The organism is Providencia sp. 6390 (assembly GCF_058148425.1).
On record NZ_JBYVYL010000009.1, the window covers coordinates 175,818 to 201,717 of the forward strand.

Below are 25,900 nucleotides of genomic sequence, written 5' to 3' on the forward strand. Positions count from 1 at the left end.
TATGCTTATTGATCAATTAGATTTTGCACAAATGTATCAGCAACATATGCAGCAAGCACAACGCTCACGCAAAGAGCCAGAACATTGGGATAAAAAAGCACAACAAATGGCACAAACTTGCGCTAATCCCCAAGATCCCTATTTGGTCCGCTTTCGTGAATTGATTGATTATACTGATGCCAAAACATTATTGGATGTCGGCTGTGGGCCAGGTTCTATCTGTTTAAATTTAGCAAACCAATTCACATCAGTGATAGGAATTGACTATAGTCGTGGCATGTTAGAGGCCGCCCAACAACGCGCTCAATCACTCAATATCCATCATGCGCAATTTGAGCAACTTGCATGGGAAGACAGTTGGGCACATTTACCCAAAGTTGATATTGCCGTCGCATCGCGCTCAACATTAGTTGATGATCTTAAAGAAGCATTGCTCAAACTCAACCACCAAGCAAAGTTACGTGTTTATACGACTCACACTGTTAATCCGACTTTTATTGATGAAGAGATCATTCGCATTATTGGCCGAGAAGTGATACGCCTGCCTACCTATATTTATGCTGTAAATATTTTGCATCAAATGGGTATCAATGCACGTGTTGAGTTTATCAACAGTCCAGATAAAGGAGGCTTTGATAGCTTTGAAGCCTTTACAGACAGTGTTAATTGGTCATTGAAAAACTTAACGGCTGAAGAGACTGAAAAACTGCACCAATACTACCAACAACGCGTGAGCGCAGGTAAACCCATCGCGTACCCTTCTCGCAATTGGGCAATGGTGTCATGGGATGTCGTAGCACAAGAGGATCTCACGCTATGATATATCTGCCTGATAGCTTAATTGACCAATTGTTACTTGATGATATTCAGTATGGCGACCTTACGACACGTTCATTAGGGTTACATCATCAGCCTGCCACCATGACATTTACCACTCAACAAGGTGGCTGTATTAGTGGTCTTGAAATCGCATCACGTATGCTCAAGAAGTTAAACATTGATTGCCAATGTGATTATAGAGACGGTGAAATTGTTGAGGCCGGAAGTTGCTTGATCACCGCTTCGGCTACTGTAGAAGCTCTCCACCAAGGCTGGAAGGCGGTACAAAATATCTTAGAATGGTGTTGTGGTGTCAGTCATTACACTCATCAAATGGTGGCTATCCTTAAGCAGTTTCAACCTGATGCACAGTTAGCTTGTACTCGCAAAACCGTTCCCGGCACAAAAGCATTAGCATTAACCGCGATAATTGCGGGGGGTGCCATTATTCATCGAGCGGGTAGCGCAGAAAGTATTTTATTATTCACAAACCATCGCCAATGCCTTGCTGCTCCAGATGACTGGTATTCACACATTAATACATTGAAAATAGCCGCCCCAGAAAAACAAATCATTGTTGAGGCTGATAATATCGAGCAAGCTACCCTTGCTATTGAAGCAAGAGCAGATATTGTACAACTCGATAAATTCACTCCATCGGCGATCCGTCAGCTACAGCAAAACATCCTTAAACAAAAACATCACTGCCGCTTATCAGCCGCAGGTGGGATCAATCTGCAAACGATCAGAGAATATGCACAAACAGGCATTTCGTTGTTTGTCACATCAGCACCTTATTACGCACCACCAAGAGATATCAAAGTAAAAATTTTCACCTAATCACTTACGTGCAACCTAATTTAAGCTAAAGCCTCCAGTCAATTTGATGGGGCTTCTGCTTAATTAAATAAACGATAACTATCGTTATATAAAAAATAATATATCGAATTGTATAAACTGGAATTTCATAATGAAAATAAAACAAATTACCTATCTGGTTGGGATGGCTTTATTTACCACACATAGCTTTGCGGCAACGACAGAGGAGAAAACCAATCGCGATATTATGACTGTTTGGAGTACTCCACTTGCCGCTGATGAACATGTCATAACTCAAGCACAGATGCAGCAATTAAATCGCACCAACGTAGCTCAAGCCTTAAATACCATGCCAGGTGTTGTGATCCAAAAATCAGGCAATCGTAACGAAACACAAGTCAATGTACGTGGTTTCGATAGCCGTCAAGTTCCTGTGTTCTTTGATGGGATCCCCACCTATGTGCCCTATGATGGTACATTAGATTTAGGCCGCTTTATGACCAGTGAGCTATCAAGTGTGGAGCTCTCAACAGGTTATACATCATTATTGCAAGGGCCAAACCTAATGGGAGGAGCGATCAATTTAACCACCGCCACCCCGCAAAAACCATTAGAAGCCAATATTAGCCTAAACCAAGGCTTTGCTCGTGGTGCTGATAATGCACATAACATAAGTGCCCGCTTAGGGGGCCGTAATGATCTTGGTTTTATTCAGGTCAGTGGAAGTCAGTACAAACAACGCTTTATGGGACTACCTTCATCAGAAGACAATAACCCACTCGCAGGTACACATGGCCGTCGAACTAACTCTTCGACGGATGACAAACGTTTAATGCTTAAAATGGGCTGGACGCCACGTGAGACAGATGAATATGTTGTGACTTACCTAAAACAAGATGGTGATAAAAACAGTGCCCCAAGTGCGGATAATCCTAAACAACAAATTTGGCAATGGCCTGAATATGATAAAGAAAGTATTTACTTTAATGGTAATACCCAGCTAACGGATAGTATTGCATTACAAAGTCGCCTGTATCACGACAAATTCACCAATACCCTCCATCAATACAAATCTGTCAAAGATTATAAAAATGGTGTCTATAACTACAGCCATTATGACGACTACAGTAATGGTGCTGATATGCGTGTAGATTTTACGCTTCGTGAACTCGATATGCTGTCTTTTGCTGCACACTGGAAAGAAGACGTTCACCGTGCTCGTAGCAATAAAGAGGTTCCTTACGATCGCTACAAAGATCAAACATGGTCAGTTGCTAGCGAGTACCAATGGGTTGCCACAGACAAGCTCGATATTATTGGCGGAATTGGTTTTGATTGGCGCAGCAGCGATGATGGCAAACGCTACTTATATAATAGCAAAAATGTCGTTACAGGTATCGAAACCTATGATGACAATCGCCAACGTGCATTTAACTGGGAATTAATGGCGCGCTACCATTTGGAAAATAATGATACAGTACAATTCTCTGTCTCAGATAGAAGCCGCTTCCCAACACAGAAAGAACGCTACACTAAAAACAAGATGAAGAATAACGATAGTTTTATTATCAACCCTCATCTTGATGCAGAGCGAGCCCTCACCTACGATCTAACCTATAAAGGCCATATCACCCCTGATTGGTCCTACAATGCCAGCGCCTATTATAACCATGTGTCCGACGCCATTATGGCTCACTACATGTATTATGATGCCAAGGAAGATTCAGATGTCTATCAAAATAGAAATAGTGGAAAAGTCAATTATGCGGGTATTGATCTAGGTACTAATGGGCAAATTACCGATTGGATGTCTGCGGGTTTAAGCTACAGCTATATTCATGCAGATCCAAAGCACTACAGCGTAAAACATGTGGCTGAATTACCAACGCATAAAGCCTTCGCGTGGATTAAGTTTACCCCTTACGAGCCACTTAGCTTCACGGTAACAGAAGAAGCAAGAAGTTGGTCCTTCAATTATATCGATAGTAATGACAAAGTCCGCGGTTTTGCTAAAACGGATATACGCGTAGATTATGATCTAGGCCATGGTGTTTCAGTAAATACCTCCGTCAATAATTTATTTGATAAATCATACCAATATACAACAGGCTATATAGAAGAAGGCCGTAATTATTGGTTAGGCATTGAATATAATTATTAATATTTCTTATGTCAGGCAAGGAGGAACACCTCCTTACCTGATGATCAAAAAAATATTATTTTCATCTTGAATTTAAATTATTAAATAATAATTAGAAAATAAGTACTAACACCTAGGACTCGTCTCAATAAATAACTCAATAAGATCTTATAATGATGACTAAACCTATATTTCAGAGGTATATGGTTTTTTACACAAAAAAATAGGTTATGATCCATATCAAAAACTAACGAATAACAAAAAAACCAGCCATAACTCCGTTACACCTCTCAGATCAATATATTTGAGCTCAGGATTCAAAAAAGCTCATAGCTCAATACTTGCAGTTACTGAGTTCCCTATTTAAACTAGATGCATTACAAGCTTTTATAAAAAAAATATTAATTAATAACTTCTGAAATTAAGAAGTTTTTACCTTTTATTATATTGATTCCGCTGTTCTAGAGTTAAAAATTAGAGAGAGTCAGCCGCGTTTATGACAAATATCAAAGATTATCTCATTAATAATAAATTTATTTTTGAGACAGAAAGTTGTCTCATTTTTTTAAAGAGTGAGACTGATAAATTTATTGAGCTTTCAAAGCCTGCATCTCGTCTGCTAAGTGAAATAATTATTCTAAATCAACAATCCCAAATTGCCACAAGGGATGAATTACTTACTAATGTATGGGAAAAATATGGCTTAGTGGGTTCAAATAATAATTTGAACACCTATATAAGTGAAATTAGAAAAAAGCTTGAGCTTATTGGTATTGACCCGAAATCGATTGTTACGGTGCCAAAAAGAGGCTTTCATTTTGATTGTGAAACATTAGAAATAATCACTCACAAAAATAATACATCTATTTTACAAGAAGAAGCGTTTACTCATTATGATAAAAAGTCAGAACCAATTAAAACTGACCATCAAAATGTGAATAAAGATACATTTAATGAAATACAACAAAATCAAAGTATAATAGATAACACTGCTGAGAATAAGGTATTTCCAGCCACTCAAGGAGAGTCTTTAAATACTAATGAAAAAATATTGACTAAACCAACTAAAAAACAGGGTAATATCAGAAAAAGTTATATTTTATTTGCTTTAATTGCCATAGTAACTATTTCCTTTACCCTAATTTTTCATTTTATCAAAGACTCTGACGCAAGTATGCAAATCAATGGTTATATTACAGTAAGCCAAAGAGAAAAATGCATTATACAGACACCAATTCATTTTGCTGAAAACTCAACTGTCGATAACCTCGATTTTATTAATAAAAAACTTGATAAATACCATATTGATTGTAATGAACCTAAACGTATTATTTTACTTTCGGAACCCAATAATACACAACCAGTCGATAAAAATGTTTCTATCAGTATTTGTAAGGAAAAAAACACCAAATATGACTGTGTATCAATCAATGATCAGAGAATTTAAATGAAAAAATATATTTTATTAAGTTTATTTGCTGTACTTTCAGCTTTGGTGACAGCAATTATTCTTCATCAAAAAAGCCATAATGTTAGCCTTTGTCATTCGGAAATTTTATGGATAAAAGATAATGGAACAGATGAAGGCATTATGTTGAAATCAAAAACCAGTATCCTAGTTGATAATGATCATACAGGTAGAATGAATATGTATGGCTATATTAAACAAAACAATGTGTTTTATCGTTTAGATCGAGCTATCTACTTTAACTTTCAACCCATTGATAAAAATGATCATTATTCTATCCATTTTAACCAATTGTCCATCACAAGCTCAGATACTGTACCAAAAGAACTATTTGCTAATTTTATTCAGTTAGAAGAAGAAAAAATAAACTACTATGTCAGCATTACTAAAATGGATGACAATATTTATATTTTGAAAGATGAAGCTTATTCATCCTTCACCTGTTACGCAGATCAGTAGTCATAAAAAAGCCTACCAACAATTACGTTTAAGTAGGCAAGACCGTCAACATGGGAAAATGATGAATTTTGATTTATGGCACAACCATAACGAGAGTAATTCGACCACTGAATTTACCTGGCGTGACATCACCTCGAGTTATTAACGTAGATTCAGCCATGATAGGAGCAGCAACGTTAGCCTTCATGTTATACGTCAAGCCTGCCGATGCAGGGCTACCATTTAAAGTAATATAAGATCGCAGTGAGCCATCTGAACGTAAGTCAATCAAGCTATCACTCATATTAGACATCACTTGAATCGCCATATCTTTATTGCAAATAACCGTGAACATCCCACTTTGCTTATTATTATTCAATTGTTCTGGGTTTAATGACCCGTGATCTAGCACTAGCTGATTATTATTGACATATGAAAAATAACATTTACCTGCTGGTGGAGGAGCTATCCCACAAATACCACCTGGCAATATTGTTGCACTTCCTTGTTTGTTGGTTCTGCCAAGGAAGATCCCCACACATTCATCTGTGGTTATTCTACCACTGTGGCGGCTCTTACCTGATCGAGGAAACGATAATCCACACTGAGATTGCGCATCACGAATAATAGAATCCATGTTCGGATAATCAATAAAATTAATTGCACAAGACCAGTCAATTCGGTCAGCAATTCCCCCCGTTGTTTTACCTGAATGCAAGTGGTTAATCGTCAAATAACACCCTCTCGCTCCAGCACCTAATACATCTTTACACGGGTTAGGTTCATTAAAATAATTTGTTTTCCAATACTCCATCGTATAATGGTAAGTATTGTTTGTTGCACTTACACTTTCAACCTCATAAACATAAGAAAAATATGTTGAAGCCTGCCCCACGGTCATTGAAGAAAGCATTAAGAATAATACTAGCCAAAACTTAGCGATTATCTTATACATTACTTTATTCCTATTATATTTAGACTCTTGCTGGTCATAAATTTATTCATACTGTATTAAGAATGTGGCTGTAGATACAAAACGCCCCGGTTTAATCGTTCTATTATTAATGGCTGCCTGCGTCGCTTTAAGGAAGGTTTTAAACTTCAATTCATTGCGGCCAGCACTTTCAATAACCATCATCGGAGAATTTTCATTTAGTAATAACGGCGAGCCAGACTCAGTCTCAAAACCAATACCCAAACCAGGGTTAGTATCATTACCCTCTAAGGCAAGAAAGCCAGGTAATTGGCCATGACCTGTACCAATAAACTTAACTTTAAGTTTTTTCGCTAAACTCAGATCACACTCTGAAATGACTAAAGTGAGATCTTTCTTGGAAAATTCAAAGCCTCGTTCATAAATATCTAATAATCTGATATCACCAAAATTCACTTCAATATCTTTATCTGCAGGTGCTATGACACAAGGCGCATTAACTAAAGTACCTTTAACTTTCAAATCATTAGCACTTGCCACTGAACAAAAGCTACTTAAAGCGACACCAACGCAGAACAACCATTTCATTCGCATTATTGGTACTCCACAATGAGTGATCCATTAGCAATAAAGTCCCCTGTAGCGAGTTCATTATTTCCATTACGTGTTAAGACCGCCCAAAGCACACCCGGTGAACTCGGATTAATAAGATACTTTTTGCCTAGATCGAGCTCTTGATCACCTAACTGAAATTTAATAGCTAAATTATTAATGCCCGTATTTAACCCATTAATGTCAAAATGACTTTTTGAACCATTAAGCATTAAATACATCGCCCAGTTGTTTTTATTTTCACCACACTGGATTTGATAATTAACCTGTCTTTTTTGATCTTTCCCTTGAACCGATTTAACTGACACATTACCAAAATCAACTTCGATTGCTTTACCATCATCGATTTTACAAGGTGGAGGTGTAACCAAATTGCCTTTAATCTGTATGTCAGTTTCGTTGTCTTTTGCAATCACAGAACATGAGCAGATTAAAATACATACTATGGCGTAAACTAACTGTTTTACCTTTTGCATATATCACGCCCTTATTGGTATTCAACTTTCAGTGTTGCATTTGCTGTAAATTTACGAGCAGGTAAATCTGCACCACTTTGTTTAACCAAAACAGCATATAACTTAGGCGGAGTATCAAAACTAAATGCATGCTTTCTCTTAACAGGAAAATCCTCTGAATTAGCCTTAAAGAGTACAGCTAATCCATCTACATCTGTTTTTAGATAACGTTGATCAAATGCGGAAGAAACGCCTTCTATAAACATATTTAGATTAGGTTTCGTTCCACCTGCACATGTCACTTGATACTCCAGTGGTTGTTTATAGAGCTCGCCTTCGATCCTAGTTGTCATAACCTCACCAAAGTCAACTTCAATAGGTTGCCCATTATTAATTGAACAAGGTCGAGCCAGTACTTCCCCCCTAACTTCCACATACAAATAGCCTGAAAAGCCCATGGCATAATGGACGTTAAAAATAAGCCCTAGCAGTAATAACCGTGTAAAATATTTAATAGACATCATAAGTTATGGCCTTATTTTCTAGGCACCACAGAACATTGACTTGCGTTGCAAGTAAATTTTAAATCCACTGTGCCGCCAAAATCGTTTAAATAAACGAGAGTTGGGGATGCTCCAATATCGCCTGCGGTACTGCCTAATGACATCTCGCCCAATGGGGGAACCATAACAGGTTCAAATTTATCGACGTCACTATTCCCTTTTTTCAATTTAGTAATCGACATAAAGAAAGGCGATGGATTTTTTACGACAAAATTATTGCCTTGTTTACTGATTTTAATCTCATTTTCTTGAGGAATAAGATCCATTCTGTCCTTCTGTATTATGCCGCTAGGGCGATAAAACAGCTTAATTTTAGTTTGTAGTGCAATCTGTAAAACATTAGGTTTGTCACTGCGAGGTGGAATTTCACGTACATTTAAGTAATAAACACTTTCACGATCTTTTGGGAGTTGTGAAATAGCGGGGATCGATTGTACTTTTATTTGGCTCTTCGCATCGGCTTCAATACGATGAACCGGTGGAGTCACAATAAAAGGTGAATTCACTTTTTCATCTTTTTCATTTTCTATCCACGCTTGAGCTAAATAAGGGCTATTTTTATTTTCATTTGATAAAGTGATACTGACTGACTTTTCACCTTCATTATAAATAACTCGAGTCCTATCTAATGCAATCGCGGAATATGCAGACTGAGCAATCAATGAGGTACTTATCATTGCCAATATCGACGTTGTTTTTAGGAAATTCATGTTTTCACCATTGACGTAAAATTTATTGATGTAAAAAATAATTTATAATTATCGACATGGCAGTAATACTATATCTGCCATTGTTTCATCTAATTTTTCAGGTAATTGAATCTGACAACTCACATCATTACCCCAAGTAACACGAAGTGATTCAAGTGGGTTAATACCTGCTAAATATACAAATCCTTTATCTGATACAATCCCAACTTCCCTATTGGATTTATTCATTACAGATGCACCAAATGGAGGAGCACTATGGTCAGCCAATGTAATCGTTCCGAGTATTTTGCTACCTTCAATAATATTGAATTTACGATAACCTATCGCTCCTTCGGTTAAAGTCGCATACTGTGTTGATTGCAATGCTTCCGCATTATCTGGCAAGCTATCTAAATCAATTTTTAAGTTGTTACGGTTATAATCCATCACACTCGTGAGTACCGCTTTTCCATATCGATTCGTTTTTATTGGTGTAATAGAGTTTTGCACCGGAACTCCTTCAATACCATTAGTATCAACAAGGAGCCGAGAACCACCGCTAACAGAATTATTTCGATGAAATGCCCCACCTTCTGGAGTCATGGTCATTCCACCTTTTAACTGCATAGAAACTGCAGTTTGTTGGTCTTGAATATAAGTACCACTGGCATTTAATTCTGCGGTATCGCCATCATAGGTATACATTCCTGCGGTTGTTAATTTATCTTTATCCCAAGTTCCCGCAGAAATACTGTAGCTACTTCGATTATCAATACGGTTATAATAGTTCACATTATTGCTGTGTGAGCCGCCTGCATACGCACCTGAATAACTAATACTGGACTTATTATCATCTAGCGGTACGTTTAAATTGACATACACACCGTCATCATCACTACTATGAGTTTTATTTTTATAAGCCGTCAAACTTAAGCTAACATTTTTTATTTTCCCAATATCAAAATAATTCGAAATCGTAATATTGTATTGATTTGATGATGAACGATTCCAATACGTTTGATGCGAATAATTTAAATAAACGTTGGTATTAATATCTGAGAATGCCGTACCAAAAATAATAGTGTATAGCTCTTTACCGCTGTCCACTGTACCGCTGTTATAACGACGGTCGAGGAACTGAGACATATTCATATAATTCTTTTCAGAAAAACGATAGCCTGCAAAAGTGAGCTGACTATTAATTTCATCAAATTGCTTAGAGTAGGTTAAATTATAAGAATTACCGGTAAGTGTACGATCATTATCTAGACTACCCATTTTCGCTCTGGAAACGTTAATATTTCCAGATAACACACCAAATGGAGCAAAGTCTCGACCAAAACCTATCGCCACATTTTGGTATTCAGAAGAGCCTAATAAGCCACCATAAATAGTAGTATTATTTGTCGCCCCCCATGACAACGACCCTAAACTGAATTCGGGACCATGTGTATTGTGCTCATCTTTCGTTGGCTTACCCACTACAAATTGGTAAATAAGTTGCCCTGGACGTGTCAATGTACCGAGTTTAGAGGTTTCGACTTTGAAATTACTGGTGCTTCCATCCTGTTCTTGAATAGAGACATCCATTGTACCGCCACCAAATGAGTTAACATCTTGGATCCTGAATGGGCCTGGGCTCACTTCTGTTTGATAGATAATACGACCATCTTGTTTCACAATAACGGTCGCATTTGTTTTTGCAACACCCGCGATTTCAGGTGCATAGCCCTGCAAGCGAGGAGGAAACATCGATTCATCCGTCTCTAAGCTTGCGCCGAGGTAGCGGAAACTATCAAATAATGTCGAAGATAAATATTGCTCACCTAATGTTAAGCGAGAGCTTAATGAACGTATTGCGCGGTAAGCATAGATCTGATTCCATGCCCAAGTGCGGCTGCGCTTATTCAGCTCACCATTTTGTGATTGCCAATCAGCTCTTAAGCGCCATGAACCATAGTTGGCTCCCATCGTACCCGTAGCCGTTAGGCCTGTTTTCGTTCCTTTATTATTACCTTGTTGCTCTTTTACCAAGCGTCCGGTTGCATTATAGTCAATAAATGCACCGGGAATACCGTCGTCCCAACGCGTTGGCGGATCCCAACTAGGGTCATCATATTCCATATAAGCCTGAGGGATCCTAATTTGTAAGGTATTTTTCGCTAAGTTACCTTGGAAGCTCATCTCAGGTACGCTACGAATATCTAGGCATTGCCCATCATTTAGCCATGTGATTTTGCTATACCAATCTTTTTTCAAACCCAATAATGGGTATATTTCAGGTGTAATACAGGCTAAAGACTCTTTATTGTTATAAGTAGGGATGAAGAATGTGACTGGCTCTTCTGCCAGTATTTTGACTTTATTAACTTCAAAGTCTAAAGAATAGTTACCCGGCGGTACATAATCAGCATGAGAAAATTTACTGAAGTCGATATTTTCAGTACTGTCATTATCCAAAAAGTCAGTATTAAAATCGACGGCTTCCTCTGACCATGCAATTATTGGCATCAATATTAAAAGCATCAATTTGGTAATTAATTTTAATTTTATGCTTTTCATATCACTAAACCATCAATCAAAATTGAAAAAATAAAAATGATAGGTCATAAACATATGGCGTATTTGCGCCATATGTTTTCTAGTCAAAGCTTATTGGTAGATAATTTTGAAGTTAGCTACAGTGTCAAAACGACCAGTCGTCGCTTTCTTAGCTGGGTCTTCATTACCTTTCACGTAGGCTTCAAAGTGCATAGTCGTTTCTGAGCCATCACCATTGCTCAGTGCATAACCATCACCAGTGCCTGGGAATGCTTTACCAAACTCAACAACTTTGCTTGCACCATCAGTGATGATGATACCGGCGTTTTCAACTTTGCCACCTAAACCAAGTAAGTCACCAGCGAAACCAGTGAAACCTGACACAGTAGAACCTGTGAAAGTGATTTTTGCGTTTTTGTACGTTTCAGTTGAGCAGTTTTTCAATACGATATCGAAAGGACGGCTATCTGAACGGAACTTACCAGAAGTGAGTTCGTGCAATGCGATTTCACCGAAACGGACCGTTTGATTCAGATTGTTATCATCAATTGAGCAAGGAACATCATTGATAAAACCGTTAAACTTGATAGTACCTTGCGAACTTTCTGCTGGTGCTGGTGCTGCGGGTTCATCTGCTGCCACAGCTACCATTGAAACACCCATGCTCAAACCTAATGCTAGACTTACCGCTAATTTATTGAATTTCATAAATATTTCCTTTTTTATATAGGAAGACACTTCCCCTAACTCGATTTATCCTGCAAACAAATAAGTCATTAAACTGACCATCCATGAATTTGGAATTAATTCAGTGTTCCTTGCTGTACTAATACCTTTTTTGAGTAGAGGCTTTTGAATTAATAAATTAAATCCATTTAACCTATATTTTTATAAAAAATTAAAACTTCACAGATTTCCGCATTCCATTATTTACAACCTAACTTTCCTCTAGTGCCATAGATTCAATTTTTAGTTAGATTCAAAACTTATTAATTTTGATATAGAACAAAAAAGTCTATTTCATCTAGCTACGCGGATATTTTCTATGGTCAATTCTACATAATCAGTATTTATTGTCAAAATACATACACAAGTAGCGTAATGACAGATTAATATTCTAGTAAATTAGATATTGCGAAGATTAACGCTAATAATGGGTAAAATTATATATATCAGTAGTGAGACTTAGAAAAATTTATATAAAACCGTAAATTTCTATTTATAAAAATTAAAAAATATTTCAAAATTCAATGAAAATTCCATGGGGATAAAAAACTATAATTTCACTTATAATGAAATTAAAACTTAAGTTAATGATTGTATTTTGATACTAAAATTCTTTTTCATAGATTAAATTCGTTTTTTTATTTAAGTAATATATTCACAGTAAGATAATTCCCAATTAAATTATCAACCAAAAGTAACATTCTGTTTCACCAGAATGTAGATTTTTAGTTAATTTAATGTGTGGGAATGTTTATTTTATGGCGTGAGTATTATTTACTAGAATTACATTTGATACAGTAATGTTAATATTCCGATATGAAATTTATCTTTTTATATTTTTGCAGAAAGGTTTTTTATTAACCGTGGATGATTATTATCATTTTGAACATTATTTTTATCGTACAGCTAAAATGTGCTTTACTCCGTCCATATACTTTTAATAATTCACGTTTCAGCTAACGGAATGGCGTGAGTGAACACCATCACCATACCTTAACGAAAGGTACTGTAGATTGAAGTATGAAGAGTATAGATATGGTAAACTACCCTCAAACAGCAATGACAGTTTTGAGTAAGGCTCTTGACCATGAAAAAAATGAATGAAGAAAAATTGCTCGCAATGGCGGAGCGGTTATGTGAAGCACGGGGTGTTAGACTCACATCACAACGGGAAACTGTTTTACGCTTAATCGCCAAACAGCATGGAGCAATCAGCGCCTATGACTTACTTGATCTGCTTCGTGAAGTCGAACCGCAAGCGAAGCCCCCTACGGTCTATCGAGCTTTAGAGTTTTTAATGGAACAAAGCTTTATCCACAAAATTGAATCAACCAACAGCTATGTGATCTGCCACCATTTCGATAACCCAAGCCATATCTCGGTTATGTTGATTTGTGATCATTGTGGCAGTGTTGCGGAAAGTGATTGTGGGGCAATTGAAGCCGCCATTTTAGACCTCGCTAAACAAAATCAATTCCAACTACGCCATACTGTGGTAGAAAATCACGGGTTATGCCAAGCTTGCAGTGAAATCGTCAGTTGCCCAGATCATGAACATTGTGATCACGATCATGAACAACAATCCGTAAAAACAAAGAAAAAACATTAAAAAAAAACGATTTGATAGGCGACATTAAACAGACACAGATCACTGACCCATAGGGGTTTGAATTGAAAAATACCCTTCTATATCGCAGGCAGATCCCCAAAAGCAATAATGGGTACAATCTGCCAGCAACATTTTAATCATCTTTGCAGTGCGATATTAGCACCACTCACCATTACGGATCACACCCACCGCTAACCCTTCAATAGTGAAGTTTTGCTGGCGTAAATCAACAATAATAGGCGCGAACTCAGCATTTTCAGCGATTAATTCAACGCGGTTTCCTTGCTGCTTGAAACGCTTTACTGTTACTTCATCTTCAATACGTGCAACCACAACTTGCCCATTATGAACATCTTGTGTTTTATGAACAGCTAAAAGGTCACCATCCATAATTCCAATATCTTTCATCGACATGCCATTTACACGCAGTAAAAAATCCGCATGTGGTTTGAAAAGTGCTGGATCAACTTGATAATGGCTCTCTATATGCTCTTGGGCTAATAATGGCTCACCCGCCGCTACACGACCAATCAGAGGAAGCCCTTGAGTATCATTTTCTTCTTCAAGCAGTAAGCGAATACCGCGAGAAGCCCCAGAAACAATCTCAATTACCCCTTTACGCGCTAACGCCTTAAGATGCTCTTCTGCCGCATTAGGCGAACGAAAGCCAAGGCTTGCTGCTATTTCAGCGCGTGTAGGTGGCATACCCGTCTGAGAAATGTGATCGCGCACCAGATCATAAACCTGCTGTTGTCTAGCCGTCAGTGCTTTCATCTCGTTCCCCTGTTTGTTTATACAGTCAGACTGTGAGTATATACAGGTAAATGAAGATTTGAAACACTTAAATCACGCAAGTGCCACATTTGTCGAGACCAACCGACACTTTAAGACTAGCCAGCGAGATAACGCTGCCACAACACGGTGGCCCAAATGACAAGTGCCAGTCCAATAGTGATAAATACTGCCGCTGAACCAATATCTTTTGCTCGCCCCGATAATTCATGATATTCACTGCCTACACGGTCAACAACGGCTTCAATCGCACTGTTAATTAACTCAACAATAGCCACCATGACGACAGAACTAATCAGCAATAGTCGGTCGATATAACTGACGTCCAAACATAAAGCAATAATCACCGCAAGGATCGCTGCAACGGCTTCTTGGCGAAATGCAGCTTCATTTACCCATGCCGCTTTTAATCCTTTAAGGGAATACCCCGCAGCCTTAATTACACGCGTGAATCCCTTAGTTTGGTTTGCCATATTTATTCCTCAAAATTACAAACGTTCATTATTTTTTGCGGTCAAAGTTAACTGTCAGTAACAGATTTGCCAGTTGATTTCTGGTATGCTTGCAAGGCATTGTTAACAAGAGGCTATAATCATTTATGTCACTATGGCGTAAAATATATTACAACACGTTGAATTTACCACTGAAATTACTGGTAAAGAGTAAATTAATTCCAACGGACCCAATTTCAGAGCTTGAGCTGGATACCAGTCGGCCCACATTATATGTGCTGCCTTACCATTCCAAGTCTGACCTTTTAACACTACGTCACCAATGCTTATCTATCGGCTTGCCTGATCCTTTAGTCGATAATGACATCAACGGGACCAAACTACCTGCTTACGTCTTTATTGATGACGGCCCGCGGGTCTTTCGTTACTACTCTCCAGATCCGCGTAAAGAGTCGGTAAAAATATTTCATGCCTATCTAGACTTACATCGTAGCAACCCGAATCTTGATATCCAGCTACTGCCTGCGTCTGTCATGTTTGGTCGTGCTCCGGGGCGTGAGCGTGAAGGGCATACCCCTGCGCCACCATTACGTTTACTCAATGGTATTCAAAAATTCTTCGCCGTCATCTGGCTTGGGCGAGATAGCTTTGTGCGTTTTTCACCTATTGTTTCAATGGGGTTAATGGCACAAGAGCATGGTACAGATACCATTATCGCCAATAAACTGGCTCGCGTAGCACGTATTCATTACTCACGCCAACGCCTTGCAGCTGTCGGCCCGAAACTTCCTGTACGCCAAGAGCTATTTAACAAGCTATTGACCTCAAAAGCGATTGAGAAAGCGGTTGAAGATGAGGCTCGCAGCAAAAAAATACCTGTGAAAAAAGCCCAGCAAAATGCCATCAATATGATGGAAGAGATTGCGGCTAACTTTTCTTATGAAGCAGTACGTCTTACCGACCGTGTGCTTGGTTGGACTTGGAACCGTTTGTATCAAGGGATCAACGTTCAGCACGCGGAACGTGTGCGCCAATTAGCGCAAGATGGCCATGAAATTGTTTATGTTCCATCACATCGTAGCCACATGGATTACTTACTGCTTTCTTACGTTCTCTACCATCAAGGGCTAGTTCCACCGCACATTGCCGCTGGTATTAACTTGAACTTCTGGCCCGCGGGGCCAATTTTCCGCCGCTTAGGTGCATTCTTTATTCGCCGAACGTTTAAAGGAAACAAACTTTATTCAACGGTATTCCGTGAATATCTGAGTGAGTTATTTGCGCGCGGTTACTCGATTGAGTATTTTGTCGAAGGTGGTCGTTCACGTACTGGTCGCTTGCTAGAACCAAAAACAGGAACATTGTCGATGACCCTGCAAGCCATGTTACGTGGTGACTCACGTCCTATCACTATCGTGCCTATTTATATTGGCTATGAGCATGTTATGGAAGTGGGAACCTACGCCAAAGAGTTGCGTGGTGCGGAGAAAGAAAAAGAAGGCTTTTTCTCGATGATCCGCGGTTTGCGTAAATTACGTAACCTAGGACAAGGCTATGTCAACTTTGGGCAACCTATTTCACTCACTCAATATTTAACTAAACACGTTCCTCATTGGCGTGATTCGATTGATCCTATCGAACCGCAGCGCCCAAGTTGGTTAAACCCCGTTGTCGGCGGTTTGGCTGATAACATCATGGTCAATATCAATAATGCAGCAGCGGCGAATGCGATCAACCTTTGCTCAACCGCATTACTTGCTTCACGTCAACGCTCGTTAACACGTGAGCAGCTGATTGAACAAGTTGAATGTTACCTGCAATTATTACGCAATGTGCCCTATACCGCAGATGCCACAACGCCAAATAAAACGGCTGAGCAACTGTTAGAGCACGCACTGCAAATGGATAAATTTGAAGTCGAAAAAGACAGCATGGGGGATATCATTATTCTTCCTCGTGAAAATGCGGTTCTAATGACTTACTACCGTAACAATATCCATCACTTGCTGGTACTGCCATCACTGATCGCCAGTATTCTGCTGCACAATGAACGTATTAGTCGTCAAGAGATCCATTATCAGGTTGGGCAAATTTACCCATTCCTCAAGGCAGAACTGTTTATGCGTTATAACAGTGAGTCGCTGACCGAAGTGGTTGATACCTTGATTGATGAGTTAGCCAGCCAAAAATTAGTGTGTTTAAAAGAGGACGATATGGTGGTATTAAATCCACGCCGCATTCGTCCATTACAGCTATTAGCCGCAGGGGTTCGAGAAACCTTGCAGCGTTATGCAATCACACTGTCTTTACTCAATGCTAGCCCTGAAATTAGCCGTAATACATTAGAAAAAGAGAGCCGTATGTTAGCTCAACGTCTTTCTGTATTACATGGCATCAATGCGCCTGAGTTTTTTGATAAAGCCGTATTCTCAACGCTAGTCGAAACATTGCGCGAAGAAGGTTATATCGATAACGATGACAATGATATTTTCACCGCAAATGCGAAAAAGCTATACGCCGTGATTGCTCGCTTAATGTCGCCAGAAATACGTTTAACTATCGAAAGCGTCAGCCAGCCAGAAGAGCGTTCTGCTGAGAAAGAAAAAACATCAGAAAACTAGCAGTAAGAGTTTAAAAGAAACAAGGGGTAATGTAGATCACATTACCCCTTTGATTAAAATGAAAAAATCTCACTTTAGAATGACAATTCCTAATACACATTCCATATTATTCCAATAAAATAAGACCAATAAGATGTAACATAAGTAGGCGACAAGTACGAACGAACGCAGTCAACCACACCTCATTTGAAGTATGACCAATATTAGAAAGTTATCTCAATTGATAATAAATTCTCCTTCCTTGATTAATTCCACTATCTATTACTTCTTATTTAATCCAAATAAGTACGTTTTCATTATTCATCGAAATATATAAATTACACCGCAAAATAAAACGGCAATATTGAGCTGGGTATTAATATCCACCAATGAAATTACTCATCAACTTATATATCAATAAGTTATTTTTAAAAACTTAATATCTACCTATCACACAATACTAATGGTGTTTAGCTTCTTGAATGCTTAGCGATCAGTAATGGAAATATTTTCATTATGGAAACACCACTTTAAAGGATGGAATAAAAGGAATAGATAAATGATTTTTGGTATTAAGCATGACAGTATCAAATCATCTCAAATACGCTTATTACTTCCCGCTTTACTCTCCGTCTCCATCATGCCGATCGGTTCAGTATTTGCGACAGAATTTGTGGATGGGATGGAAGTAAAACCTTACCGCTTACAGGCAGGGGAAACCATTCACAGCATAGCCCCTCAATATGGTCTGACAGTAGAAGAACTGAAAACGCTAAATCAAATGCGCAGGTTCACCCGCGCTTTTGAAAATCTATCGGCAGGAGATGAAATTGATGTTCCGAGTACCCACGCGGTAAAGACAATAGACAAAAATAGCACTGAAAAAAAGCAGGCTGACGGATCAAGCCATGAAGTGGAAAGCTGGTTGTCTCAGACAGCGCCTAGCTTTTTCGAGGCCATGAACACCCAAAGCCCTGAAGAGTATCTTTCTGTGCAAGCCAAAAGCATGGCTGTTGCCAAAGCCTCATCAACAGTAGAAAGTTGGCTGAACCAGTATGGTACGGCACAGATTGGAATACAGCCGGGCAAAACACTGTCACAGAGTACGCTATCTGCTGACATGCTGTTACCAATATATCAAAACCCAGACTGGCTGGTATTTACCCAGTTTGGTGGACGGAACCTTGATGAGCGCACCACGCTGAACTTAGGGGCTGGGGTTCGCCGGTTCAATGATCAATGGATGTATGGTGCAAATACCTTTTACGATGCTGATATTACCGGTAACAACCGTCGAGTCGGTATCGGGGGAGAGCTGTGGTCCGATTATCTGCACTTCTCTGCCAATGGCTATCTGCGACTCAACAATTGGCATCAGTCACGCGATTTTGACGACTACGATGAACGTCCCGCTAACGGATTTGATATCGCCGCCAGTGGTTGGTTACCGTCTTATCCACAGCTTGGAGGTAAGCTGAAATACGAACAGTATTTTGGGAATGAAGTGGCGCTGAAAGATAAAGATACTCGCCGTAAATCGCCAAAAACCATGACGGTAGGTGTGAACTACACGCCTATCCCATTAGTTACCCTTGGGGCTGATTGGCGTAACGGGGGCGGAACTGATGATCTTCAGCTTCAAGCACAGCTTAACTATTCATTTGGTACGCCTTGGGATCAGCAAGTGTCATCAGATGCAGTGGCGAATCAGCGCACGCTTTCAGGCAGTCGAATGGCACTGGTTGAGCGCAATAACAACATCGTACTCGAATACCGTAAACAGGAGCTGATCAGTCTAGTACTGCCGCAAGTCGTCCGTGGTCGTGCAGCCAGCTTGCAATTATTGAGTGCCATGCTGAAAGCAAAATACGGCGCTGAGCGTATTGAGTGGAACATGCTAAGCGAATTTTCAGCCAAAGGCGGGAAAGTGCGCTCTGTTGGCAGAAGTCTGACGACTTGGCAGATGCGCCTACCTGCTTGGCAGGCGGGTAGCACCAATACTTATACCCTGAGTGCCATCGCATGGGATGGCAAGGGAAATGCCTCAAAACCGGCCTATGTACAGGTGATTGTCGATGCAGGACTGTCTAACCGCAACTCTCACCTGACGGTAGGTTCAGGCAAACTCAATATCGCGCAGTCCGAGATATTGACTCTGACAGTACGAGATGAGCAAAACGCCCCAATGATTGGGCTGGCTTCATCTATTCAGTTGCCGTTCACCTTCACGATAAAGAAAGGTGGACCATCCCTATCACCTTCGCAAAGTGGCATTAAGTTGGCGGCACTGAAAGAAACCACGCCCGGTGTGTACACCACCACCATAACAACTGGCCAGCTTGCTGGCACCCTCACCTTTAATCCTCAGGTTGATGGCATCAGTATGGCTCCGATAACGGTCGAAGTGATGGCAGCACCCGTGGGGATACATATATTTCGTAACGGTATTGCCATGACTGAGCGTCCAGTGGTTGGCGATATTTTGACTGCCACCCCGGACTGCCAAGTCAACTGTATTCTGCCAACGTCTTGGCAATGGGAAGCGGAAACAACTCAAGGGTCTGGGCAGTATCAAGCCATCCGTGGCGCGACCGCGATGACCTATATCGTCACAACCGATATGCAAAAGCGCAAACTGCGCGTAACCGCACAATAACTACGCCCTAGGGCATTTAAACATATAGGTAAAATTAGATGAGCAACAATAAGCAACAAAACCCAATGACTGGCAAAGGCAAGCTATCTCTCCTGATTGCAGGTGCAGTTTTGAGTATGGCGGTCAGTACGCCAACGCTAGCCGCCCCAGCCAAAGCAACCACTGTCTCGGTTACCTCCTCTGAAACAGCAGCGGTTATCGGTCATGCGCCCGTTCTGAAAACAGCGGGTAAGGTCACAGCCACTGACGTTAACAAGGATAATGTGTTAGGGGAAAATGACACTTTGACGGTGTCAGGCTTTGACTTCACCGATGAGGATGGCGATACAATAAACATTAGCTATGAGTGGTATCAAGACGGAACCGTCATTTCCGGTGAGAACAAAGACACCCTGAAACTAAAAAAGGATTGGCTGGGTAAAAAGATCACGGTCAAAGCAGTCGCAAAAACTGATTCAAAAACTACCGATCCGGCAGAGAGCAAATCTGAGGACGCTAAAGACTACCTAGATATTACAAACACCTCAGTGGGCGATAAAGGGCTCCCAGTCGTGAGTGGTAGTGTTGTGAAAGCTGTGACCATTTCGGGTACCGCTGAGGTTGGTAAGAAACTAACAGCAGCTGCTACCTGTCACGATACTTGTGGTAGCAATGTGACTTACCAATGGCAGATTCAGGATGCCGTGGGTTCAGGTTCATACACTGATATCCCGAGTGCAACTACGAAGGAATACACCGTTCTGGGTAAAGATCAGAAAAAGAAAATCAAAGTTATTGCTTCTAGCAAATAATCAGTATCAGCCGCAGCGGAGCCACTCCGTTGCGGTATTTTTTACCCACTGCGACAACAGAAGAGGACATTCATGCAATGACTAATAGGACAAAAATCAACCTTCTTATTCGTCTGATAACGCTGACAACAGGACTGGTCATCGGAGGAGGAGTGTCCGCTTCTGTGATCGAAGTTAATGCCAAGACATCTCCCGTTATAGGGCATGCACCAGTCGTGAAGGGGGTTAAATTTGACAAATCGACGCCCGCTGTCAATGACACCGTTACTGCCATTCCAGACATTGAAGATGCGGATCAGGATACGCCAGTAGAATCCCTTTATCAGTGGCAACTGGATGGTAAAGATATTCTAAAGGCCACGCAAAATAGCTATAAACTGGTTGCCGGAGATGGCAACGGAAAGAAATTGACGGTAAAGGTCACGCCACGAACAGACTCAGCAATCACTGAACCAGCAAGCGGAGCAGTGTTCACTTCATCCCCCATCATCACCCTAGGACTTGCCCCTGAAGCCCTTGGTGTAGATTTTGATTTTAATCCAAACGTGGGGCAGCGACTAACCGGAAGTTATCGCTACCACGATGCGGATGGCGATCCCGAAGATACCTCTGGTACCCGCATCGAATGGATCTGTAAGCGTAGCCATAAAATAACAACTCTAGCAACGACCAAGAGTTATACAGTGAAAAACGCAGATATAGGGTGTAGCTTTGCTTTTCAAGTAACTCCTCGTTCGCAAAGCGGAACACCGAATACAGGTATGGCATTTATGTCGTCTTGGTACGTAATAAAATAATAATACCACCATCAGCAATACGACTATATAACGGCAACCAAATTGGGGGATCGCTCCGGATATGGATATAACATGGAGATAGATTATGCGAGTTTAGGTTATGGCACTCCTACGTCAATAAACGTCAGTGAATACTACAAAGGGGGCAGTGATCCCGCTAAGACGCATAAATATTTCATTGGCGATCGCACTGTAAGTGGTTCAACAGTGACTAATACTGGAGGTTCTATAAAGTTTGGTAATAATTCAAGCTATAGTGCAGGAGATTCAATTTACCTTACTGTCGAAATGAATTTTCCAAACAACAAAATGGTAATAGGCACATCGCCTGACATAGTATTAGCGCCGTGATGTGACATCGCTAATTTTGTCATCAAATCAGTGGGGTAAGGCGCATCACCTTACCCCTTTTACTCTTCAAAAACTGTTTTACCAATAACTCAATAAAATCCCAACAAATAAAATAAAACCCACATAATTATTATTCATAAAGGCTTTAAAACAGGGGGCGCGTTCTCTATTAACCATCAATTTTTGCTGATAAACAAACAGTAATGCAGACAGTAACAAAGCAACATAATAAGCGATGCCTAAATTGGCAAGCAGGCCAATTGCCACCAGCACACCCACCATCACCACTTGTAAGATACCGATGATCAACTTGTCATATTGACCGAATAAAATTGCTGTTGATTTCACACCAATTTTCAAATCATCATTGCGATCAACCATCGCATATTGCGTATCGTAAATCACTGACCATAAAATATTAACTAAAAACAGCAACCAACAAACCAGTGGTAACGACTCACTGACCGCAGAAAAGCCCATTGGGATCGACCAGCCAAACGCCGCACCTAAGACGACTTGTGGTAAGTGGCTGACTCGCTTAACAAACGGATAAACCCATGCCAACGCCAGCCCTGCAATAGACAGCCAGATAGTCATGGCATTCAGTGTCAAAACCAGTAAGAACGACAGCCCCACTAAACCAGCAAACAATAGTTTGGCTTCTTTTTCGGTTACATCACCGCTCGGCAGCGGACGATGTTTTGTTCTCTCAACATGTCCATCAAAATGGCGGTCGGCAAAATCATTAATCACACAGCCAGCTGCTCGCATCAAAAACACGCCAACCGTAAACACGATCAGAATATGTAAACTGGGTATACTTTGAGCGGCAATCCACAGTGCCCAATAGGTTGGCCATAACAACAGTAATGAGCCAATGGGCCTATCTATACGCATCAAACGGCTGTAGGCATGCCATTTAGTTAGCGCCATACTTACCTCCACTGTTCATGCTCCTTCTATATTTTATAGGCAGGTGATTCAGGTAAAAACAATTCTGTTAATAATAACGGTTTTTCAGACAATCGTAATAGAGAGCGACGGATCCATCGCGAATTTTGCTGCCCTATCTGAATATAATCACGGCTAAGATTATCATGACTAAACAGATAACGCCCTAATGGCACGGCACCGATATCAATTAGTTGCTGATCTTCACCTGTTAACGTTTCTTGTGGAATTAACGTTCTCCCAAGTAACCAAGGTATATTATCACCAAACATAATCACTTCACGTAACCAATAGTGTTCACTGACAGGCAAGCTCTGCGCCTCATCTTCACTTAATGCGTCTCGTGTGACATAGCGTTGCGTATAAGGCACGACAGTTACGCGTTGGCAGTACTGCTCTAAGCGTTTTGTCATTGACCCCTGCTCATACAGCCAACTTAAAACATTATCAGGGACAAGATCATCAGTATCAGATAACCAAGTTATTGGGCGAGGGGTAAAAAGCGTTTCATCCATTACTTATAATTCCACCACAGGATCGTGTGGTATTGCATCATTTATCTATAAAGGATATCACGTTGTTTTATTGCAAGGTTAAAGATAACTAACAATTTAGTTAAAAAGTCACGAATTCAACACAATTTGTAAATTTTCAGTAAAAAAAATTTTAATTACTAATGGGTTAGAGAGAAAAGTTAAATCATTAATATTGAAATGATTAACAAACAACAACCTATCTAAAAGATAGGTTGCTGCTGTTGGTAAATTAGACTATTAACGCCATGTTTTATAGCGATTAATTAGTCCATTTGTTGAACTATCATGGCTACTGATTTCATCGCGGCTTTCTAGCTCAGGCAAAATACGGCTAGCAAGCTGTTTGCCTAACTCAACACCCCACTGGTCAAACGTGAAGATGTTCAGGATCGCACCTTGCGTGAAAATTTTATGTTCATACATCGCAATCAATGCACCCAATGAATAAGGTGTGATCTCTTTGAGTAAGATTGAGTTAGTTGGGCGATTACCTTCAAACACTTTGTAAGGTGCTACATATTCCATATCCGCTGGGTTCTTACCCTGTGCCGCAAATTCTGCGTCAACCACTTCACGCGTCTTACCGAACGCCAGCGCCTCAGTTTGCGCAAAGAAATTCGATAATAGTTTATCGTGGTGGTCACCCAACGGGTTATGAGTCACGGCAGGTGCAATAAAATCACAAGGGATCATTTTTGTTCCCTGATGAATTAATTGATAAAACGCGTGCTGGCCATTAGTTCCAGGCTCACCCCAAATAATCGGCCCTGTTTGATAAGGCACTTTGTGACCATTACGATCGATATATTTACCGTTTGATTCCATATTCCCTTGTTGGAAATAAGCCGCAAAACGATGCATATATTGATCATATGGCAGAATCGCTTCAGTTTCTGACTCAAAAAAGTTGTTGTACCAAATGCCAATCAGGCCAAGCAAGACAGGGATGTTGTTTTCAAATGCCGTTTGTGTGAAGTGCTTGTCCATCGCATGAGCACCTTCCAGCAGTTGCACAAAGTTGTCATAACCCACTGATAGGATGATTGACAAGCCAATCGCTGACCATAATGAATAACGACCACCAACCCAATCCCAAAACTCAAACATATTTGCAGTATCAATACCAAACTTCGCCACTTGCTCGCTATTGGTCGACAGTGCAACAAAGTGTTTGGCAATATGCTGTTCGTCTTTCGCTGTTGCCAATAACCAGTCACGAGCAGAATGCGCATTGGTCATAGTTTCTTGAGTGGTAAAGGTTTTTGATGCAATTAAAAATAGCGTGGTTTCAGGGTTAAGAGGCTTCAGCGTTTCAGCGATTTGTGTGCCATCAACGTTAGAAACAAAATGCATATTCAGATGGTTTTTATAAGGGCGCAGCGCTTCAGTGACCATAAATGGTCCTAAATCAGAACCACCAATCCCAATGTTTACCACATCAGTGATGGCTTTCCCTGTGTAACCTTTCCATTCACCACTAATAATGCGTTCACTGAATTTATGCATTTTTTCCAATACGGCATTAACATCAGGCATCACGTCCTTACCGTCTACATAAATCGGCGTATTATCACGATTACGCAGTGCGATATGTAAAACAGCGCGGTCTTCTGTGCGGTTAATTTTTTCACCACTAAACATGCTGTCGATAGCACTCTTTAGCTCCGTTTCCTCAGCTAATGCGAATAATTTGTTCAGTGTTTCTTCAGTAATTCGGTTTTTGGAGTAATCCACCAAAATTTGCCCGTCAAATGTCGCGGAAAATTTGGTAAAGCGATTATTGTCTTGTTTAAACAGATCACGCATGTGGGTATCTTTCATTTGCGCGAAGTGTTGCTCTAGCGCCCGCCATGCTGCCGTTTGGCTTGGATTAATACTTTTCATGGATAACACTCTCCAAAATATATGAAATAGGAATAAATTGTAACCCGTTGAGCTTTCTCAACCTATCGGTTTCCTGCGTTCTCTCAATACTGATGATATTGGTCAATTTTTTGCAATTTTTCCAGAGCTTATTACAACTATCGGGAAAAGCGATAATATAAAAACGATGTGACTGGCGTGAGAGAATGTCGTCACCATACCTCAACGAAAAACGCTACAACTCGAAGTATGCCGAGTATATCGGGAAAAACGATAATAAGTAGGCCATCATTAAAAT

At 40.1% G+C, this 25,900-nt stretch carries 23 protein-coding genes; 11 read left to right on the plus strand and 12 right to left on the minus strand.

Features of this window, described 5'->3' with window-relative positions; genetic code table 11:
* Position 1 precedes the first annotated feature (1 nt).
* From AC3Z9T_RS17850 to AC3Z9T_RS17870, 5 genes are all read left to right on the plus strand, one after another.
* Positions 2 to 820 carry a class I SAM-dependent methyltransferase gene (locus tag AC3Z9T_RS17850; RefSeq protein WP_490127441.1) on the plus strand — a complete coding sequence of 273 codons (819 nt, stop codon included), beginning with the start codon at positions 2 to 4 and terminating at the stop codon, positions 818 to 820.
* Complete coding sequence (gene modD, locus AC3Z9T_RS17855; RefSeq protein ID WP_490127442.1) at positions 817 to 1,659, plus strand: ModD protein; 843 nt, start codon at positions 817 to 819, stop codon at positions 1,657 to 1,659. The genes AC3Z9T_RS17850 and modD overlap by 4 nt, the downstream gene beginning before the upstream one ends.
* A gap of 130 nt (positions 1,660 to 1,789) precedes the next feature.
* Positions 1,790 to 3,799, plus strand: a complete 2,010-nt coding sequence (locus AC3Z9T_RS17860; RefSeq protein ID WP_490127443.1) for a TonB-dependent receptor plug domain-containing protein — start codon at positions 1,790 to 1,792, stop codon at positions 3,797 to 3,799.
* A gap of 475 nt (positions 3,800 to 4,274) precedes the next feature.
* Positions 4,275 to 5,225, plus strand: a complete 951-nt coding sequence (locus AC3Z9T_RS17865; RefSeq protein WP_490127444.1) for a winged helix-turn-helix domain-containing protein — start codon at positions 4,275 to 4,277, stop codon at positions 5,223 to 5,225.
* A complete protein-coding gene (locus AC3Z9T_RS17870) occupies positions 5,226 to 5,705 on the plus strand; it encodes a FidL-like protein (protein WP_490127445.1) in 480 nt (159 codons plus the stop codon). It abuts the gene before it with no gap.
* A 73-nt stretch (positions 5,706 to 5,778) separates the two neighbouring features.
* Here the strand turns inward: AC3Z9T_RS17870 and AC3Z9T_RS17875 are convergent, their stop codons facing one another.
* From AC3Z9T_RS17875 to AC3Z9T_RS17905, 7 genes are all read right to left on the minus strand, one after another.
* Positions 5,779 to 6,639 (minus strand): MrpH family fimbial adhesin, encoded by an 861-nt coding sequence (locus AC3Z9T_RS17875; protein ID WP_490127446.1) that lies wholly within the window; start codon positions 6,637 to 6,639, stop codon positions 5,779 to 5,781.
* A gap of 42 nt (positions 6,640 to 6,681) precedes the next feature.
* Positions 6,682 to 7,212, minus strand: a complete 531-nt coding sequence (locus AC3Z9T_RS17880) for a fimbrial protein (RefSeq protein WP_490127447.1) — start codon at positions 7,210 to 7,212, stop codon at positions 6,682 to 6,684.
* Positions 7,212 to 7,706 carry a fimbrial protein gene (locus tag AC3Z9T_RS17885; protein WP_490127448.1) on the minus strand — a complete coding sequence of 165 codons (495 nt, stop codon included), beginning with the start codon at positions 7,704 to 7,706 and terminating at the stop codon, positions 7,212 to 7,214. The genes AC3Z9T_RS17880 and AC3Z9T_RS17885 overlap by 1 nt, the downstream gene beginning before the upstream one ends.
* Positions 7,707 to 7,717: 11 nt before the next feature.
* Complete coding sequence (locus AC3Z9T_RS17890; protein WP_490127449.1) at positions 7,718 to 8,209, minus strand: fimbrial protein; 492 nt, start codon at positions 8,207 to 8,209, stop codon at positions 7,718 to 7,720.
* A gap of 11 nt (positions 8,210 to 8,220) precedes the next feature.
* Positions 8,221 to 8,958 carry a fimbria/pilus periplasmic chaperone gene (locus AC3Z9T_RS17895; RefSeq protein ID WP_490127450.1) on the minus strand — a complete coding sequence of 246 codons (738 nt, stop codon included), beginning with the start codon at positions 8,956 to 8,958 and terminating at the stop codon, positions 8,221 to 8,223.
* Between the two features lie 48 nt (positions 8,959 to 9,006).
* Positions 9,007 to 11,499: a fimbria/pilus outer membrane usher protein gene (locus AC3Z9T_RS17900; protein ID WP_490127451.1), complete on the minus strand. Its 2,493-nt coding sequence runs from the start codon at positions 11,497 to 11,499 to the stop codon at positions 9,007 to 9,009.
* 90 nt (positions 11,500 to 11,589) lie between these two features.
* Complete coding sequence (locus tag AC3Z9T_RS17905) at positions 11,590 to 12,186, minus strand: fimbrial protein (protein ID WP_490127452.1); 597 nt, start codon at positions 12,184 to 12,186, stop codon at positions 11,590 to 11,592.
* A gap of 1,105 nt (positions 12,187 to 13,291) precedes the next feature.
* Here AC3Z9T_RS17905 and zur point away from each other — a divergent pair.
* Complete coding sequence (gene zur, locus AC3Z9T_RS17910; protein WP_490127453.1) at positions 13,292 to 13,813, plus strand: zinc uptake transcriptional repressor Zur; 522 nt, start codon at positions 13,292 to 13,294, stop codon at positions 13,811 to 13,813.
* A gap of 156 nt (positions 13,814 to 13,969) precedes the next feature.
* Here zur and lexA read toward each other — a convergent pair whose 3' ends face one another.
* Together lexA and AC3Z9T_RS17920 are read right to left on the minus strand one after the other, a co-directional pair.
* Positions 13,970 to 14,587 (minus strand): transcriptional repressor LexA, encoded by a 618-nt coding sequence (gene lexA, locus AC3Z9T_RS17915; RefSeq protein WP_369514561.1) that lies wholly within the window; start codon positions 14,585 to 14,587, stop codon positions 13,970 to 13,972.
* Between the two features lie 116 nt (positions 14,588 to 14,703).
* Entirely contained in the window at positions 14,704 to 15,078 is a 375-nt protein-coding gene (locus AC3Z9T_RS17920; RefSeq protein WP_490127454.1) for a diacylglycerol kinase, read from the minus strand.
* Positions 15,079 to 15,203: 125 nt separating this feature from the next.
* On the opposite strand from AC3Z9T_RS17920, the gene plsB reads away from it, so the two are divergent.
* From plsB to AC3Z9T_RS17945, 5 genes are all read left to right on the plus strand, one after another.
* The gene (plsB, locus tag AC3Z9T_RS17925; RefSeq protein WP_490127455.1) at positions 15,204 to 17,678 is read left to right on the plus strand and encodes a glycerol-3-phosphate 1-O-acyltransferase PlsB; all 2,475 of its coding nucleotides are present in this window, start codon (positions 15,204 to 15,206) and stop codon (positions 17,676 to 17,678) included.
* A 538-nt stretch (positions 17,679 to 18,216) separates the two neighbouring features.
* Positions 18,217 to 20,313, plus strand: coding sequence for an inverse autotransporter beta domain-containing protein (locus AC3Z9T_RS17930; RefSeq protein ID WP_490127456.1), 2,097 nt, complete (start codon positions 18,217 to 18,219; stop codon positions 20,311 to 20,313).
* 38 nt (positions 20,314 to 20,351) lie between these two features.
* On the plus strand, positions 20,352 to 21,104 hold the full coding sequence (locus AC3Z9T_RS17935; protein WP_490127457.1) for a ZirU family protein: 753 nt from the start codon (positions 20,352 to 20,354) through the stop codon (positions 21,102 to 21,104).
* Between the two features lie 77 nt (positions 21,105 to 21,181).
* Entirely contained in the window at positions 21,182 to 21,901 is a 720-nt protein-coding gene (locus AC3Z9T_RS17940; protein WP_490127458.1) for a hypothetical protein, read from the plus strand.
* Between the two features lie 72 nt (positions 21,902 to 21,973).
* Entirely contained in the window at positions 21,974 to 22,252 is a 279-nt protein-coding gene (locus tag AC3Z9T_RS17945) for a hypothetical protein (RefSeq protein WP_490127459.1), read from the plus strand.
* A gap of 78 nt (positions 22,253 to 22,330) precedes the next feature.
* Here AC3Z9T_RS17945 and ubiA read toward each other — a convergent pair whose 3' ends face one another.
* From ubiA to pgi, 3 genes are all read right to left on the minus strand, one after another.
* Positions 22,331 to 23,185, minus strand: a complete 855-nt coding sequence (gene ubiA, locus AC3Z9T_RS17950; protein ID WP_490127460.1) for a 4-hydroxybenzoate octaprenyltransferase — start codon at positions 23,183 to 23,185, stop codon at positions 22,331 to 22,333.
* 26 nt (positions 23,186 to 23,211) lie between these two features.
* Positions 23,212 to 23,718 carry a chorismate lyase gene (gene ubiC / locus AC3Z9T_RS17955; protein WP_490127461.1) on the minus strand — a complete coding sequence of 169 codons (507 nt, stop codon included), beginning with the start codon at positions 23,716 to 23,718 and terminating at the stop codon, positions 23,212 to 23,214.
* A gap of 258 nt (positions 23,719 to 23,976) precedes the next feature.
* Positions 23,977 to 25,623, minus strand: coding sequence for a glucose-6-phosphate isomerase (gene pgi, locus AC3Z9T_RS17960; RefSeq protein WP_490127462.1), 1,647 nt, complete (start codon positions 25,621 to 25,623; stop codon positions 23,977 to 23,979).
* Positions 25,624 to 25,900 lie beyond the last annotated feature (277 nt).

Bases quoted from the DNA above. Each gene is read 5' to 3' on its own strand.
- AC3Z9T_RS17920 (WP_490127454.1), bottom strand. From the start codon at position 15,078: ATGGCAAACCAAACTAAGGGATTCACGCGTGTAATTAAGGCTGCGGGG.
- AC3Z9T_RS17940 (WP_490127458.1), top strand. From the start codon at position 21,182: ATGACTAATAGGACAAAAATCAACCTTCTTATTCGTCTGATAACGCTG.
- ubiA (WP_490127460.1), bottom strand. From the start codon at position 23,185: ATGGCGCTAACTAAATGGCATGCCTACAGCCGTTTGATGCGTATAGAT.
- plsB (WP_490127455.1), top strand. From the start codon at position 15,204: ATGTCACTATGGCGTAAAATATATTACAACACGTTGAATTTACCACTG.
- AC3Z9T_RS17895 (WP_490127450.1), bottom strand. From the start codon at position 8,958: ATGAATTTCCTAAAAACAACGTCGATATTGGCAATGATAAGTACCTCA.
- AC3Z9T_RS17900 (WP_490127451.1), bottom strand. From the start codon at position 11,499: ATGAAAAGCATAAAATTAAAATTAATTACCAAATTGATGCTTTTAATA.
- AC3Z9T_RS17850 (WP_490127441.1), top strand. From the start codon at position 2: ATGCTTATTGATCAATTAGATTTTGCACAAATGTATCAGCAACATATG.
- AC3Z9T_RS17890 (WP_490127449.1), bottom strand. From the start codon at position 8,209: ATGATGTCTATTAAATATTTTACACGGTTATTACTGCTAGGGCTTATT.
- AC3Z9T_RS17930 (WP_490127456.1), top strand. From the start codon at position 18,217: ATGATTTTTGGTATTAAGCATGACAGTATCAAATCATCTCAAATACGC.
- AC3Z9T_RS17870 (WP_490127445.1), top strand. From the start codon at position 5,226: ATGAAAAAATATATTTTATTAAGTTTATTTGCTGTACTTTCAGCTTTG.
- lexA (WP_369514561.1), bottom strand. From the start codon at position 14,587: ATGAAAGCACTGACGGCTAGACAACAGCAGGTTTATGATCTGGTGCGC.
- pgi (WP_490127462.1), bottom strand. From the start codon at position 25,623: ATGAAAAGTATTAATCCAAGCCAAACGGCAGCATGGCGGGCGCTAGAG.
- AC3Z9T_RS17905 (WP_490127452.1), bottom strand. From the start codon at position 12,186: ATGAAATTCAATAAATTAGCGGTAAGTCTAGCATTAGGTTTGAGCATG.
- ubiC (WP_490127461.1), bottom strand. From the start codon at position 23,718: ATGGATGAAACGCTTTTTACCCCTCGCCCAATAACTTGGTTATCTGAT.
- AC3Z9T_RS17880 (WP_490127447.1), bottom strand. From the start codon at position 7,212: ATGCGAATGAAATGGTTGTTCTGCGTTGGTGTCGCTTTAAGTAGCTTT.
- AC3Z9T_RS17885 (WP_490127448.1), bottom strand. From the start codon at position 7,706: ATGCAAAAGGTAAAACAGTTAGTTTACGCCATAGTATGTATTTTAATC.
- modD (WP_490127442.1), top strand. From the start codon at position 817: ATGATATATCTGCCTGATAGCTTAATTGACCAATTGTTACTTGATGAT.
- zur (WP_490127453.1), top strand. From the start codon at position 13,292: ATGAAAAAAATGAATGAAGAAAAATTGCTCGCAATGGCGGAGCGGTTA.
- AC3Z9T_RS17945 (WP_490127459.1), top strand. From the start codon at position 21,974: ATGGAGATAGATTATGCGAGTTTAGGTTATGGCACTCCTACGTCAATA.
- AC3Z9T_RS17865 (WP_490127444.1), top strand. From the start codon at position 4,275: ATGACAAATATCAAAGATTATCTCATTAATAATAAATTTATTTTTGAG.
- AC3Z9T_RS17875 (WP_490127446.1), bottom strand. From the start codon at position 6,639: ATGTATAAGATAATCGCTAAGTTTTGGCTAGTATTATTCTTAATGCTT.
- AC3Z9T_RS17860 (WP_490127443.1), top strand. From the start codon at position 1,790: ATGAAAATAAAACAAATTACCTATCTGGTTGGGATGGCTTTATTTACC.
- AC3Z9T_RS17935 (WP_490127457.1), top strand. From the start codon at position 20,352: ATGAGCAACAATAAGCAACAAAACCCAATGACTGGCAAAGGCAAGCTA.